This is a genomic window from Ensifer sp. Root127 (assembly GCF_001425225.1).
Taxonomy (GTDB): Bacteria; Pseudomonadota; Alphaproteobacteria; order Rhizobiales; family Rhizobiaceae; genus Ensifer; species Ensifer canadensis.
In genome coordinates, this window is record NZ_LMDX01000001.1 from 156105 (window position 1) to 171559 (window position 15455).

Here is a 15455-nt window from a genome sequence, read left to right on the forward strand (position 1 = left end):
ATTCTACTAAATTTCAGATTGCTTTAGAAGCAGATGGGTATCGGCCTGCGCAGCCAAGCCGCGCAGGCAGCGATGGATCAGCCGCTGAACTTGCCGCTGCGCGGGAAGCCCTTGGGCACGACGCGACCGGCAGAGGCGCGATCGGCCAGCCACTCAATCAGTTCGTCCTTGCCCTTGGTGAAGACGCGGCCGGCGCTGTCTTCCCAGACGAGGCCGTCTGCGATTGCAAAGCAGCGGATATCGGAGATGCCGCCATCCTTGTAGCGCTGCAGCCGGACGCCCTTGCCCCGCGCCATTTCCGGAATCTGCGCCAGCGGGAAAACGAGCATCTTGCGGTTTTCGCCGACAACGGCGACATGGTCGCCCTTGACGGAAACAACCAACTTCGCCTCATCGTTGTTGGCGACATTCATCACCTGCTTGCCCTTGCGGGTATTGGCGACGATATCGCTTTCCGTCACGACAAAGCCGTTACCGGCAACAGAGGCCACGATGAGCTTTCTCGCCGGGTCGTGCACGAATGCCGTCAGCACGTCCTGGTCATTTTCCATATCGACGATGATGCGCAAGGGTTCGCCATGACCGCGACCGCCGGGCAGCTTGTCGCCGCCGAGCGTATAAACCTTGCCGCCCGTGGTGAAGACGAGGATCTTGTCGGTCGTCTGCGCTGGGAACGCCACCTTGGGCGCATCCCCCTCCTTGAATTGCAACGTCGAGGTATCGGAGATGTGGCCCTTCAGCGCCCTGATCCAGCCCTTTTCAGAGATGACGACGGTGATCGGTTCCTTCTCGATCATCGCCTGCTGGATGGCTTCGATGTCGGCGTCCGGCGCATCCGCAAAGGTGCTGCGCCGCTTGCCGATCTCGGTCGCCTTGGCAAACTTTTTCTTCACCTCGCCGATTTCCCAGGCGACAGTCTGCCACTGCTTCTCCTCGGAAGCGAGCAGCGCCTCGATCTCGGCCTTTTCGTTCGACAACGCGTCGAACTCCGTGCGAATCTCGAATTCTTCCAGCTTGCGCAAAGAGCGCAGCCGCATGTTGAGGATCGACTCGGCCTGGAGGTCGGTGAGCGAAAACCGCTCCATCATCACGGCCTTCGGCTCATCCTCCTCGCGGATGATGCGAATAACCTCGTCGATATTGAGATAGGCGACGAGATAACCGCCAAGAATCTCGAGGCGCCGCTCGATCGCAGCCAGGCGGTGGCGCGAACGACGCTGCAGGACGTCGCGGCGGTGAGCAAGCCACTCCGTCAACACTTCGTTGAGCGCCATGACGCGCGGCACGCGTCCCATCGACAGCACGTTCATGTTGAGCGGGATGCGGCTTTCAAGCTCTGTCAGCTTGAAGAGCGATTCCATCAGGATGCCGGCATCGACGGAACGGCTCTTCGGCACCAGCACAATGCGGATATCTTCCGCCGATTCGTCCCGGATATCCTCCAGCAGCGGCAGTTTGCGCGCAACGAGCAGTTCGGCGATCTTCTCGATCAGCCGCGACTTCTGGACCTGATAGGGGATCTCGGTGATGACGATCTGGTAGCCGCCGCGACCGAGCTCTTCCGAAACCCAGCGCGCCCGCACGCGAAAGCCACCGCGACCGGTGCGATAGGACTCCGCCATGCTCGCACGGCTTTCGACGATGATGCCGCCGGTCGGGAAATCCGGCCCTTCGATCCCGCCCCGCTGCGGATTGGCAGGATCGTAGAGCAGATCCTCGACGGTCGCCTCGGGATGGCGGATCAGATGCAGCGCTGCGTCGCACAGTTCATGGGCGTTGTGCGGCGGGATCGATGTCGCCATGCCGACGGCAATGCCGGTCGCACCATTGGCAAGCAGGTTCGGGAAGGCGCCGGGAAGCACCGCCGGCTCCTGGTCTTCCTCGTTGTAGGTGGGACGAAAATCCACCGCGTCCTGATCGATGCCCTCAAGCAGAAGCGAGGCGACGTCGGTCATCTTCGCTTCGGTGTAACGCATGGCAGCGGCGTTATCGCCGTCGATATTGCCGAAGTTGCCCTGCCCGTCCACCAGCGGATACCGGATCGCGAATTCCTGGGACAGGCGCACCAGTGCGTCGTAGATCGAGGCGTCGCCATGGGGGTGGAACTTACCCATGACGTCGCCGACGATGCGGGCGCATTTCTTGAACGAGGTGTTCGGCCTGAGCCCCATCTCGCTCATGGCATGAACGATGCGTCGATGCACCGGCTTCAAGCCGTCGCGGACATCAGGAAGCGCGCGATGCATGATGGTCGACAAGGCATAGGCGAGGTAACGCTCTTCCAGCGCCGCCTTCAGGTCAACCGGCTGAATATGATCATCCCCGCCAGACGGGGGAGTAAGGCTTTGTCCCATATGTTCTTGCTAGCGCAACAAACCCGGAACATCAAGGATTTCAGGGGATCGCGCTGTGGAGAACCACAAGTCGCCGCCGGCGCGCTATTGAACGGCGCAGACCGGGCGCTGCAATGTTCATGCAACGCTTAGACGGTTATGCCATGGATGAGCGATCGCCACCAGTAACGCCCTGGAAAGCATCCGGGCGCGGAAGCTGTGTGATTTCATCAAGCGAATATAATTTCGCCCTGTTTCGTATTAGGTTCGGCTGCTGTTGATTTGGATGATTTGCGAGGGGGACATTGCGGGACGCGAACTGAGGGGAGATGGAGCCATAGGCACGGCATATTTCGTCGGCCGACACGGCTGTCCACCTCAGTTGACGCAGCTTGCCGATATGAACCAGATTAGCGACACCGCTTCTTCAACACAGCTAAACAATCAAATATTTTCACGAAGGAACTCCACAATGATGCATACGCGCAAGATCCGCCTGATGATGGCCAGCGCCGCACTCCTGACCCTGACCGGCCCGGCCTTCGCGCTTGATGGTGCGGACATGATGAAGAAGCTCGATGCGGCGACGAACTCGAACGGCACCACGCTCACCTTCGACAAGGCCGAAGTCAGCGGCGACACCGTCACGGCCTCGGGCGTCCAGGTCAAACTCGCGGGCCAGCCCGGCGACGCGCTGAAGATCGGCGACATCACTTTTGAAGGCGTCGAAGAAACCGAAGGCGGCGGCTACTATGCCGAGACCGTCTCCTTCCCCGACGTCAATGTCACGCAGGACGCGGGCAGCTTCGCCGTCAAGGATATTCTCGTTTCGGGTCTGTCGATCCCCGCCAACCCGGCCGGCGGCACGATCAACGATATCCTGCTCTACGAGAGCGCCAGCACCGGCCCGATCACGGTCAGCGCCAAAGGCAAGGAAGTTTTCTCGCTCGAAAGCAGCGAAGCAAACCTCGCCCGCCAGGAAAACGATGCCGGCTTTGACTTCGACGCAACGGCTGCCGGCCTCAAGGCCGACCTTTCCGAAGTCGAAGACCCCAAGACCAAGGACGCCATCGAGAAGCTCGGCCTGACCAAGCTTGATGGCGCCGTGACCATGAAGGGCAGCTGGGAAATCGAAAGCGGCAACGTCGCGCTGGAAGAATATGCCTTCGACTTCAAGAATGTCGGGCGGCTGAACCTCGCCGTCGACATCTCGGGCTACACGCTTGCCTTCATGAAGTCGCTCCAGGAAGCCATGAAGACCGCAGAAGCCAACCCGAACAAGGAAGAGGCCAATCAGGCCATGGGCCTTGCTATGATGGGGCTGATGCAGCAGTTGACCTTCAACAGCGCCGAGGTCCGCTTCGACGACGCCTCCATCACCAAGAAGGCGCTCGACTATGCGGGTTCGCAGCAGGGCGTTACCGGCGATCAGCTGGCCCAATCGCTGAAGGGCCTCGTTCCATTGATGATGGCGCAGCTCAACGTGCCGGAACTGCAGAATCAGGTATCGTCCGCGGTCAACACCTATCTCGACGGCCCGAAGAGCCTGACGATCACCGCCGCACCGGAAAAGCCGGTGCCGTTCCCCATGATCATGGGTGCGGCAATGGGCGCGCCGAACACCATCCCTTCGGTGCTGGGCGTCAAGGTGACGGCGAACGATTGATCGCTAAAGTCATAGTCTGACAATCGCCGCCGGCGACTTCGCAAGACACTGTTGTCATCGAAGTCGCCGGCGTTTTAGCATCGGCGCCCGGTGCCGGCGCTGCCGGTTAAACGGACGATCAAGCCGGCCGGCGCGTACTGGAATAGCTGTTGCCCCGCGCTTTTCGGTTGAAAACCCGCATTTCCGTGCGCCGTTTTATTTCGCCTGCCTTGCTTCCCCATGTCCGCGCAGCCACTATTACTGGCGCGCCTCTCGCGGGCGACTGCATCTTTTTTCAGCATGACTTGCAAGCGTAAGACCTGAATGGCGCTTTGCCTGACACCTCTTTCTGCGCGACTTTTTCGACCGCATACCGATACCGACAGCCAAACAAATCCACGCTGACGACTTCGATCCAAGGAAGAACAGCTAAGAATACAAGCGGCGGATTTCCTGTTTGGAGAGCCGTTTTCTTGCGAACAACCAGCTGAACTGAACGCCGAACGCAGAAGTAATCATCTCTCTTTTTTCGACAGATCGGACGTCAATGGCTGGGTGGTTCCATCAACCGGTAAAGTTCAGGGAAGAGCTGTCGGAAGAAAAATTTGAGCCTGCGCGCGCCGAATATTATGCAGGCCCACCAGGCAAGCCCCTCAGACTTCTGCTTCAGGCGAGAACAGATTTCCTATCCATCTGGCGAAACAACGACTTTACCGAGAAGGTTTCCCAGATCCGGCTGATCGGCCGGCAGGTCATTCTGGTCAACTCGCCCGACCTCATCCGTCAGGTCGTCGTCAAGCGTCATGAGAACTTCGAGCGCAAGAGCCCGCAGATGCGCCGGGCGCTCGAGTTCCTTTTGGGCGACGGCCTCTTCATCTCGGACGGCGAAACCTGGAAACAGCGGCGTCCCCTGGTCGCCGACATCGTGCATGCCAAAAGAGTGCCGGCCTTCGGTCCGGTGATGGAGCGCACGACCACCGAATTGGTCGAGCGCTGGAACGGGATGCCGGACGGCACGCAAGTCAACGCCCTGCACGAAATGGCTGGACTGACCGCCGAAATCATTGCCCGCAGCGTTTTTGGAAACCAGCTCGGCGACGACAGTGCTGCGGCGGTCACCGACAGCTTCACGAGCTACCAATCGCTGGTCGATTCGATCAACCTCGGCTACTTCCTCGGTTTCGACGACGGGCTACCGATCTTGCGAACGCCGACGCTTCGCCGCTCGGTCAAGCGTATCCATCAGATCATCGACAAGGTGGTCGAGGATCACCTGGAAGGTCGCGGCGATCACAATTCGATGGTTGAGCTGCTGATCCGTCGACAACAACGAAACCCGGAGTTGAAACTCGACCTGGTTGCCCTGCGCAACGAAGCGGCGACCATCTTCATGGCGGGCCATGAAACGACAGCCGCCACGCTGACCTGGGCCTGGTATCTGCTGTCTCGCGCCAAATGGGTGGAAAAGGCGCTCCATGAAGAGATTGGCCGTGTCTGCGGCGATCGCGTTCCGACGATCGACGACGTACCGCAACTCGAATGGTGCAAGGCCATCATTGAAGAGACCCTTCGCCTCTATCCGCCCGTCCCCATTCTCGCGCGCCAAACGCGCCAAGCCGAAATGATCGGCGATATCGCCGCTGAACGCGGATCGCTCGTTCTGATCGTCCCGTGGCTTCTCCACCGAACGGAAAGCCTGTTTGAGGACCCGCACCATTTCCGCCCGGACCGCTTCATGGGCGGACGTCGCCCGACGCCCTATAGTTACATTCCGTTTGCAAGCGGACCACGCGTGTGCCCGGGCTTGCATTTCGGCCTGACCGAAGCAATCCTGTGCCTGGCGATCATTGCACAGCAGTTCCGGGTGACCGTCGTCGACGGCCACAAGGTCGAGCCCATCTGCCGCCTGACGCTGCGGCCAAAGGGCGGGCTTCCGGTGACCCTTCATCGACGGCAGAAAGCATCCCATGACCACTGAAGAGCCGAGCCAGGCCGAAAGAATCGCCAAGCGAAAGGCGTGGACATTCGCCAGCGAAGGGCGGCCCTCCTTTGTGGATGCCCTTTCCGGCCGCGAAGGCTTCCGCGCCTTCTGGCGCTATTGGGTGACGGACAATCTCTGGAACCTCGCGCACCTCTCCGGGCATTTCGGGATGAAACTCCTGCCGATGGACGCCTGCTCCAACCTTGGTGCAGCCCTTGGTCTGTTTGCCGTGCCGCGTTTCCACAAGGTGGCATCACGGCGTGCGCAAGAAACGATCCGCGCACTGCGACCCGATCTCAACGAGGCCGAGCAGGCGGCGCTCTTTCGCGAGAACTGCCGGGCACAGGGTCGGCTGATGACCGAATTCTCCGTCGTGAACCGGTTGCAAAACAACCGTGACCGCCTGACATTGCACGGCCTCGACATTATCGGCGAAGCGGCCAAGGCCGGCCCGGTCATCATCGTCGGTATGCATCTTGGCAACTGGGAAGTTGGTCCGACTGTACTGCAGAGCATCAATGTCCACCCCCATGCCTTCTACCTCCCGCCCAAGGGCCGCGCCAAAGCCTGGATCGCCGAGCGCGTCCGCAGCAAGGCGGGCTTGCGGTTCCTGCCGCCGGGCGCCGAGGGCATTCGGCCGGCGATCAAGATCCTGAAGAATGGCGGCGTCGTCAGCACGTTCTGCGACGAAGGTTTTGGCGGCTTCATTCGCGGACCATTCTTCGACCGCAAGCCGCATCTCGAAGGAAACTTTGCCATTGCCATTCGTCTGGCACGCATGACCGGCGCCACCATTTGCCCGTGGTACAATCTGCGCACCGAGGGTTTCCGCTTCGAATGCCGCGCGCTGGCGCCTATCCGGCTCCCGCCCGAAGAGCGCCCCGGGGCACGCCAGCTTGACGATATCCTGATGCTGAACAACGCCATCGAGCCGGTTATCCGGGCAAATCTCGACCAGTGGTACTTTCTCGACAATTCGCTCCGACCGGAGTGACCCGAACCGGGCCATGGCAAGTATAGCGACTTCCGCCGGGCTTTTTCGCGCGCGTGCGTTCCATGTTATGATCGTATCTGCTTGATGCCCGCGAGCAGTCGCCTATCTACATCTGTCTGAAGACAAGACTCCATCCCGCATTCCTGACCGATCACACGGAAGGAGAACGCCATGGGACTGAAACACGCGGATATCACCGCCATTCTTGGCCCGGTCGACGAAACGCTGATGGCAGAGCTGCTGGCTACCGGGGCCAGTGCGGCCGAACTCGCCGAAGCGATCGCCTGGGTCAACAACGACGAAGCGCTGATCGGCGAAGGACGACATCTGCCGGCCGGGCGCGTTGCGGCTTTGATCGACATCCTGACGCCGGATGACGGCGAGGAATGAACTTTGGGGCGCTGAGGAGACGCCCGACGAGGCAGATGTAATGACCAAGACGTCAGGAGCCATCTCGTGATGGCTGGCCACGTGACTGCGAGTTTCGTGTTGAGGGAGGCCGACTATGACAGCCAAGGAAGTCAAGTTCAGTAGCGATGCCCGCGATCGCATGCTGCGCGGTGTCGATATTCTTGCCAATGCCGTGAAAGTGACGCTCGGGCCAAAGGGACGAAATGTCGTCATCGAAAAGTCCTTTGGCGCCCCGCGCATCACCAAGGACGGCGTGTCCGTCGCCAAGGAGATCGAGCTCGAAGACAAGTTCGAGAACATGGGCGCGCAAATGCTGCGCATGGTGGCGTCACGCACCAGCGATGTTGCCGGCGATGGGACAACGACGGCAACCGTGCTCGCGCAGGCGATCGTGAAAGAAGGCGTCAAGGCGATTGCCTCCGGCATGAACCCCATGGACCTCAAGCGCGGCATAGATCTCGCCGTCGACGCCATCGTCGCCGAACTTAAGGTCCGCGCCCGCAAGATCGCCAATAATGAGGAGATCGCCCAGGTCGGCACCATCTCCGCCAACGGCGATACGGAGATCGGCCGATATCTCGCCGAGGCGATGGCCAAAGTCGGCAACGAAGGCGTGATCACCGTTGAGGAAGCCAAGACCGCCGAGATCGAACTCGAAGTCGTAGAGGGCATGCAATTCGACCGGGGCTACCTTTCGCCCTACTTCATCACCGACCAGGAGAAGATGCGGGTCGAGTTCGAAGATCCCTACATCCTCATCCACGAAAAGAAGCTCTCCAACCTGCAGGCGATGATCCCGATCCTCGAATCGGTCATCCAGGCGAGCCGCCCGCTGCTCATTATCGCCGAAGACGTCGAAGGCGAGGCATTGGCGACGCTGGTCGTCAACAAGCTGCGTGGCGGGCTCAAGATCGCCGCCGTCAAGGCACCGGGTTTCGGCGACCGGCGCAAGGCGATCCTTGAGGATATCGCGGTGCTGACGGGCGGGACGGTGGTTTCCGACGACGTCGGCATCAAGCTTGAGAATGTCACGCTGGAAACGCTCGGCCGCGCCAAACGCGTGATGATCGAGAAGGAAAACACCACCATCGTCGATGGCGCCGGCACCAAGGCCGACATCGGTGGCCGCATCAGCCAGCTCAAGGCGCAGATCGAGGAGAGTACCTCCGACTACGACCGGGAGAAGCTGCAGGAACGGCTTGCTAAGCTCTCGGGCGGTGTTGCCGTGATCCGCGTCGGCGGCTCGACCGAGGTCGAAGTGAAGGAAAAGAAGGACCGTGTCGATGACGCGCTGCATGCGACGCGCGCGGCCGTCGAGGAAGGCATCTTGCCGGGCGGCGGCGTCGCCCTGCTTCGGGTCGTCAACGCGCTCGACAATATCAAGACTGCCAATGCGGAACAGCGCGTCGGCGTCGAGATCGTCAGGCGTGCAATCGAGACGCCCGTGCGCCAGATTGCCGAGAATGCCGGCGCCGAAGGCTCTATCATCGTCGGCAAGCTGCGTGAGAAAACCGATTTCGCTTACGGCTGGAATGCTCAGACCGGCGAATACGGCGATCTGTTCAAAATGGGCGTCATCGATCCGGCCAAGGTCGTGCGCGCCGCTCTGCAGGACGCAGCGTCAGTCGCCGGGCTCCTGGTCACAACCGAGGCGATGATCGCCGAAAAGCCGAAAAAGGATGGCGTCGCGCAACTGCCGGGCGGACCCGGAATGGATTTCTAGGATCAACGGGCTAGCGCCATCGGCTGCGAGTTGGCGTGGGTCAGACCGAGGAATCGGACGGCACCGAGTTCACCCGGGGCGTTCGCGACGCGCTCTATGCCCAGCCGTAAGCCCTTGGATTGCCGAAATGAAAAAACCCGGCAGCGAGCGCTGCCGGGTCCGTTGCTTCTTTGATCGCTTCGGACCTTAGTCCTTCTTCTGCGGGATCGGGCGAAGCGCCAGTTCGCGCAGTTGGGCTGATGTCGCCTCGGACGGCGCGCCCATCAGCAGATCGACAGCCTGCTGGTTCATCGGGAAGATCGAGATCTCGCGCAGGTTCTTGGCGCCGACCAGCAGCATGACGACGCGGTCGATGCCGAAGGCCATGCCACCATGCGGAGGCGCGCCGTACTGGAACGCTCGGTAGAGACCACCGAACTGCTCTTCCACTTCCTGCTGCGACTTGCCGGTCAGCTCGAACGCCTTGACCATGACTTCCGGCAGCTGGTTACGGATCGAGCCGGACGCGATCTCGAAGCCGTTGCAGACCATGTCGTACTGGTAGGCCTTGAGCGACAGCGGATCTTCGCTGTTCAGCGCCTCGAGGCCACCCTGCGGCATCGAGAAGGGGTTGTGGGCGAAGTCGATCTTCTTTTCGTCTTCCAGCCATTCGTAGAACGGAAAGTCGACGATCCAGCAGAATTCAAAGCGGTCACGGTCTACGAGGTTCAGTTCCTCGCCTGCCCGCGTGCGGGCTTCGCCTGCAAACTTGTAGAATTTCGACGGGTCGCCGGCGACGAAGAAGCAGGCATCGCCATCATCGAGGCCGAGTTGGGTGCGGATCGCATCGGTGCGCTCCTCGCCGATGTTCTTGGCAAGCGGACCGGCGCCTTCGAGCTTCTCGCCTTCCTTGCGCCAGAAGATGTAGCCGAGACCCGGCTGGCCCTGGCTCTGGGCCCAGGCGTTCATGCGGTCGCAAAACGCGCGCGAACCACCGGTCTTGGCCGGGATGGCCCAGACTTCGACCTTCGGGTTCGAGGCGATCATGTTGGCGAAGACCTTGAAGCCTGAACCGGCAAAGTGCTCGGTAACGGCCTGCATCTCGATCGGGTTGCGCAGGTCCGGCTTGTCGGAACCGTATTTGCGGATCGCCGTGTCGTAAGGAATGCGCGGGAACTTTTCCGTCACCGGCTTGCCGTCGGCAAACTCGACGAAGATGTCGCGGATCACCGGCTCCATCGTCGTCCAGACGTCTTCCTGCTCGACGAAGCTCATTTCGAGGTCGAGCTGGTAGAATTCGCCCGGCAGGCGGTCGGCGCGCGGGTCTTCATCGCGGAAGCACGGCGCGATCTGGAAGTAGCGGTCGAAACCGGCGACCATCAGCAGCTGCTTGTACTGCTGCGGCGCCTGCGGCAGCGCGTAGAAGCTGCCGGGATGGATGCGCGACGGCACGAGGAAGTCGCGTGCGCCTTCCGGCGACGACGCCGTCAGGATCGGGGTCGTGTATTCGGTGAAGCCGACGTCGCCCATGTGGCGGCGCATCGACGAGATGATCTGGGTGCGCTTGACGATGTTCTTGTGCAGCGTGTCGCGGCGCAGGTCGAGGAAGCGGTACTTCAGGCGCACGTCTTCCGGATAGTCCGGCTCGCCGAACACCGGCAGCGGCAGTTCCTTGGCGGCCGAGAGAACCTCGATCTCCTGGGCGTAGAGCTCGATTTCACCTGTTGGCATGCCCTTGTTGACGGTGTCGTCCATACGGGCCTTGACGAGGCCATCAATACGGACAACCCATTCGCCGCGGACGGTCTCGGCGGCCTTGAAGGCAGGGCTATCGGGATCGGCGACGACCTGGGTGATGCCGTAATGATCGCGCAGGTCGATGAAGAGCAGGCCGCCATGGTCGCGGACGCGGTGGACCCAGCCGGAAAGGCGAACGGTGGAGCCGACATCCGACTTGCGGAGGGCGGCACAGGTGTGGCTGCGGTAGCGGTGCATGGTGTTATCCCGGAATTGCAAAGCGCCGCGCAGGCTCGCCGGAACGGCGCGCGGCAACATGATCAAAATCGGGCGGAAAAGCGCATGATGCGCCGGCTTTGTCAAGCCGAGACCTCCGCGCTCCCCGAGGGAAGCGCCGCTCAACCGGGACAAGTTCGACCCTATTCATGGGCTTGGGACAAGTGCATTCGCCCAAACGGCGCGAAAAGAACGGATATCGTCACAATTCGCGACTGTGCGCCACGGGAATGCGCCGCTACACATAATGGGTCCGCCTTATCCGACTCGCGAGCACCATTCGGAAGTCGCCTGCCCCATGTCGCAAATTCGTCCGCTCATTCCGCTTCTCGTCACCGCAGGCATCCTCATCGGTGGCAACGGACTACAAGGCACCTTCATTTCGCTGCGGGCGCTGGAAGAAGGCTTTTCGACCTCGCTGATCGGTGTCATCGGCGCCGGCTACAACATCGGCTTCGCGCTCGGCTGCGTCTATGTCACGCGCATCCTGCGCTCGATCGGCCATATCCGCACGTTCTCGGCGATGGCAGCGATCGCGTCGGCGGCGGCGATCGCCATGGTGCTGATCATCAATCCGTTCATGTGGTTCCTGATGCGGCTCGTCGCCGGTATCGCTTTCGCCTGTCTTTTTGCGACCGTCGAAAGCTGGCTGAATGCCAGCGTCACCAATACTAACCGCGCGCGCACGCTTTCCGTCTATCGTCTGGTCGATCTCGGCTCGGTCACCGCGGCCCAATATATCATTCCCGGCGTCGGTATCGGCGGCTTCGAACTCTTCGCGATCATCTCGATGGCATTGACTTTGTCGCTCGTGCCGATTTCCTTTGCCGACCGGTCGAGCCCGGTGGCGCCGGAAGCGATCCGCTTCGACGTCAAGGCGCTCTGGAACATCTCGCCGCTCGCGACCGTCGGCTGCATCGTCGTCGGCCTCACCAACGCCGCCTTCCGCTCGCTAGGCCCCATCTACGCGCAGGGGATCGGCCTCTCGGTGACGGCAATCGCCACTTTCATGAGCGCCGGCATCATCGGCGGCGTGGTGCTGCAATATCCGCTCGGCCATTACTCGGACCAGATCGATCGGCGCCTGATCATCCTGATCGCCACCCTCGGATCATTGCTCGCCGGACTTTTCCTTGCGTTTGGCGCCGGCAATGATGAGTGGCTCAATTTCGCCGGTATCTTCCTCTTCGGCGCCTTCGCCATGCCGCTCTATTCGCTCTGTTCGGCCCATGCCAACGACCATGCGGCGGAAGGTCAGCATGCGCTGGTATCGGCGGGCATGCTGTTCTTCTGGTCGCTCGGCGCCATCATCGGCCCGCTGTTTGCCTCTTTCCTGCTCGAAATTTTCGGTCCGCAGGCGCTGTTCATCTATACCGCCGCGATCCTCTTCCTCTTCATGCTCTACACGGTCAGGCGCATGACAGCGCGCAGCGGCGTTCCCGCGGAAGCGCGCGTCATGCCTTTCCGCAACCTGCTGCGGACCTCATCGTTCTTCAACAAGCTCGCCGGCGGCAACCACGCCCGCAAAGACGACTGATACCAACCTGCGGCAAGATGTGCCTGCGGCAAAGAATTGCTGATTGCGGCGATCAGGTTTAAAAACCGAGCAGTCGTCCTATCCAGTTGCCGAGATTGCCAAAATGTCCCTGATCAGCCGCCGTACGTTCCTCCAGGGCTCTGCCGCTTTGGGAGGCGCCTTCGCATTCGGAGCCGGCATGGCGGCACGCGCCGGTGCGGCACCGGATCCGCAGGTCCTGACGGCACAGCTGACGCAGGCACAGATCGCCTCAGATGGCGTGACACCCAAGGTGATGACCTACGGGCTGGGCGATGCGACCACTAACGGCATGCCGCCTGTCTTGCGGATGCGCATGGGCGAGCCCTATGCCGCAAGACTGATCAACAAGCTCGACGAACCGACGACTGTCCACTGGCACGGACTTCGCATACCCAATGCCATGGACGGCGTGCCCGAGATGACCCAGCCCTATGTCTATCCGGGCGATCCCTTCGACTACATCTTCACGCCGCCGGATGCCGGCACCTTCTGGTATCACCCCCACTGCAATACGCTGACGCAGATGGGAAGCGGGCTGACCGGCGTCATCGTCGTCGAGAACCCGGATGATCCAGTATTCGACGCCGAGATCGTCTTGAACCTGCGCGACTGGCGGCTCGGCAAAGGCGGCGTTTTCATCGACCCGTTCAAACCGAGGGACGCTGCGCGCGGCGGCACCTACGGCACGGTTCGCACCGCAAACTGGCAGCAGGAGCCGAGCTACGACGCGCCGGCCGGCGGCCTCGTGCGGGTCCGTATCGCGGCGACGGATGTCACGCGGATATATACGGTCGGCCTGGAGGGGGCGGAGGCCATGGTCGTCGCGCTAGATGCAAATCCGGTCGACAAGCCCTTCCCGCTCGACCGCTACGACGTCGGCCCGGGCCAGCGCATCGACCTCGTCGTCAGGATGCCCGACAACGAAGGTGCGACGGTGAAGCTCGGCAATCTGCGTGGCTCGCATCCCTGGACGATCGCCAATTTCCGCGCAACGGGCCAATCCTTGAAGCGCGATATCCGCGATGTGGCTGCCCTTCCCGCCAATCCGATCGCCGAGGCGGACCTGTCGGTTGCCACTCGCGTTCCGATCGATCTGACGGCCACGGCAGAACACAAGGCGACGCCGTCGATCTGCGGCTCGCTCGGCTACACCTTCTGGGCAATCAACAAGGTACCGTGGCCGGGCGACACGCCCGATCCGATCGCGCCGATCGAGGAGATGAAGCTCGGCAAGAGCTATGTCCTGCAGATCGCCAATCGGACGCCGCATGCCCATCCGATCCACCTGCATGGCATGAGCTTCCGAATTCTCAATTCGAACAAGCGGACCTTCCTGCCACCACCGACGGACACCATCCTGCTTTTGCCCGACGAACAGGCGGAAATCGCGCTCGTCGCCGACAATCTTGGCGATTGGGTGTTCCATTGCCACATCATCGAGCACCAGAAGACCGGCATGACCGGTTATTTCAAGGTGGTTTGAGATTTTCGATTGTGACGGATGGCATGAAGGGCTACACGAAAAACCTAGCCGCATTTTTGCCACAGTGATTTAAATCCGATGATTGAAACAACCGCAGATCTAGAGGCCGCCTGCCAGCAGCTGGCCCGCTCAAGTTATATTACGATAGACACGGAATTCCTGCGTGAGACCACCTTCTGGCCAGAGCTTTGCCTGATCCAGATGGCAAACCCGGATATGGCCGTCATCGTCGACCCGATGGCCAAGGGCATCGATCTCACGCCGTTCTTCGCGTTGATGGCCAACCCCGACGTGATCAAGGTCTTCCATGCCGCGCGCCAGGATATCGAGATCATTTTCCATCTCGGCAATCTGATTCCGCATCCGATCTTCGACACCCAGGTTGCGGCCATGGTCTGCGGCTTCGGCGACAGCGTCTCCTATGACCAGCTCGTCAACCGCATCAAGGGCGAGCAGATCGACAAGTCCTCGCGCTTCACCGATTGGAGCCGGCGGCCGCTGACCGAGAAACAGCTCGATTACGCGCTGGCCGATGTCACGCATCTGCGCGACATCTATCAGTACCTGAATGCGCAGCTCGAGCGCGAAAGCCGCTCGCTATGGCTTTCCGAGGAAATGGCGATCCTCGAAGCCCGCGATACCTACGACCTGCACCCGGACGATGCCTGGCAGCGCCTGAAAATGCGCGTCAAGAAGCCGATCGAGCTTGCCGTGCTGCAGAAGGTCGCAGCCTGGCGTGAACGCGAGGCACGCAACCGCAACGTTCCGCGCGGGCGTATCATCAAGGACGATGCGATCTATGAAGTCGCGCAGCAGCAGCCGAAGGACACCGAGGCGCTGGCGCGGCTGCGAACCATTCCGAAGGGCTGGGAACGATCGAGCGCCGGGGCTGCGCTGATCGAGGCGGTCAACGAAGCGCTCGCCATCCCCAAGACCGACCTGCCACGGCTGCCGCGGCAGAGCCATACACCTGAAGGCGCAGCCGCCGCCACCGAAATGCTGAAGGTGCTGTTGAAGCTGATCGCCGAGAAGCAGGGCGTGGCTGCCAAGATCATCGCCAACAGCGAGGATCTCGACAAGATCGCCGCCGAGGGCGAGAACGCCGATGTCGGCGCGCTCAAGGGGTGGCGGCGCGAGCTGTTCGGCGATACGGCACTGAAATTGATCAATGGTGAAGTGGCTCTGCGCTTCGTCGACAAGAAGATCGAAGCGATGGAAATCGGTGACTGAAAAACGGACGGGCGGACAACAACTTTCCGCCCGAATCCGGCTCTAGCCAAGGCCCTGCAGCGGGACTGATTCGCAATCGCGTCGAGCAGACATCAGAGCGCTGAC

At 61.2% G+C, this 15455-nt stretch carries 10 protein-coding genes; 8 read left to right on the forward strand and 2 right to left on the reverse strand.

The features are described 5' to 3' along the window. Positions 1 to 77: 77 nt before the first annotated feature. Positions 78 to 2354 (reverse strand): DNA topoisomerase IV subunit A, encoded by a 2277-nt coding sequence (gene parC / locus ASD03_RS00760; RefSeq protein WP_057212392.1) that lies wholly within the window; start codon positions 2352 to 2354, stop codon positions 78 to 80. A 451-nt stretch (positions 2355 to 2805) separates the two neighbouring features. On the opposite strand from parC, the gene ASD03_RS00765 reads away from it, so the two are divergent. From ASD03_RS00765 to groL, 5 genes are all read left to right on the forward strand, one after another. Next, positions 2806 to 3999: a hypothetical protein gene (locus ASD03_RS00765; RefSeq protein WP_057212394.1), complete on the forward strand. Its 1194-nt coding sequence runs from the start codon at positions 2806 to 2808 to the stop codon at positions 3997 to 3999. A gap of 526 nt (positions 4000 to 4525) precedes the next feature. Continuing rightward, positions 4526 to 5956, forward strand: coding sequence for a cytochrome P450 (locus ASD03_RS00770; RefSeq protein WP_025426509.1), 1431 nt, complete (start codon positions 4526 to 4528; stop codon positions 5954 to 5956). Further along, complete coding sequence (locus ASD03_RS00775) at positions 5946 to 6953, forward strand: hypothetical protein (protein WP_025426508.1); 1008 nt, start codon at positions 5946 to 5948, stop codon at positions 6951 to 6953. The genes ASD03_RS00770 and ASD03_RS00775 overlap by 11 nt, the downstream gene beginning before the upstream one ends. 171 nt (positions 6954 to 7124) lie before the next feature. Next, positions 7125 to 7343, forward strand: coding sequence for a hypothetical protein (locus ASD03_RS00780; protein WP_025426507.1), 219 nt, complete (start codon positions 7125 to 7127; stop codon positions 7341 to 7343). Between the two features lie 115 nt (positions 7344 to 7458). After that, entirely contained in the window at positions 7459 to 9087 is a 1629-nt protein-coding gene (groL, locus tag ASD03_RS00785) for a chaperonin GroEL (RefSeq protein WP_025426506.1), read from the forward strand. Positions 9088 to 9273: 186 nt separating this feature from the next. On the opposite strand, the gene aspS is transcribed toward groL, so the two are convergent. Continuing rightward, the gene (aspS, locus tag ASD03_RS00790; protein ID WP_057212547.1) at positions 9274 to 11061 is read right to left on the reverse strand and encodes an aspartate--tRNA ligase; all 1788 of its coding nucleotides are present in this window, start codon (positions 11059 to 11061) and stop codon (positions 9274 to 9276) included. A gap of 316 nt (positions 11062 to 11377) precedes the next feature. Between aspS and ASD03_RS00795 the strand changes: the two genes are divergently transcribed. From ASD03_RS00795 to rnd, 3 genes are all read left to right on the forward strand, one after another. Beyond that, positions 11378 to 12616: an MFS transporter gene (locus ASD03_RS00795; protein WP_025426504.1), complete on the forward strand. Its 1239-nt coding sequence runs from the start codon at positions 11378 to 11380 to the stop codon at positions 12614 to 12616. 103 nt (positions 12617 to 12719) lie between these two features. Further along, complete coding sequence (locus ASD03_RS00800; protein ID WP_025426503.1) at positions 12720 to 14120, forward strand: multicopper oxidase family protein; 1401 nt, start codon at positions 12720 to 12722, stop codon at positions 14118 to 14120. A gap of 78 nt (positions 14121 to 14198) precedes the next feature. Continuing rightward, complete coding sequence (rnd, locus tag ASD03_RS00805) at positions 14199 to 15350, forward strand: ribonuclease D (RefSeq protein ID WP_038575996.1); 1152 nt, start codon at positions 14199 to 14201, stop codon at positions 15348 to 15350. The last annotated feature ends 105 nt before the right edge of the window (positions 15351 to 15455 follow it).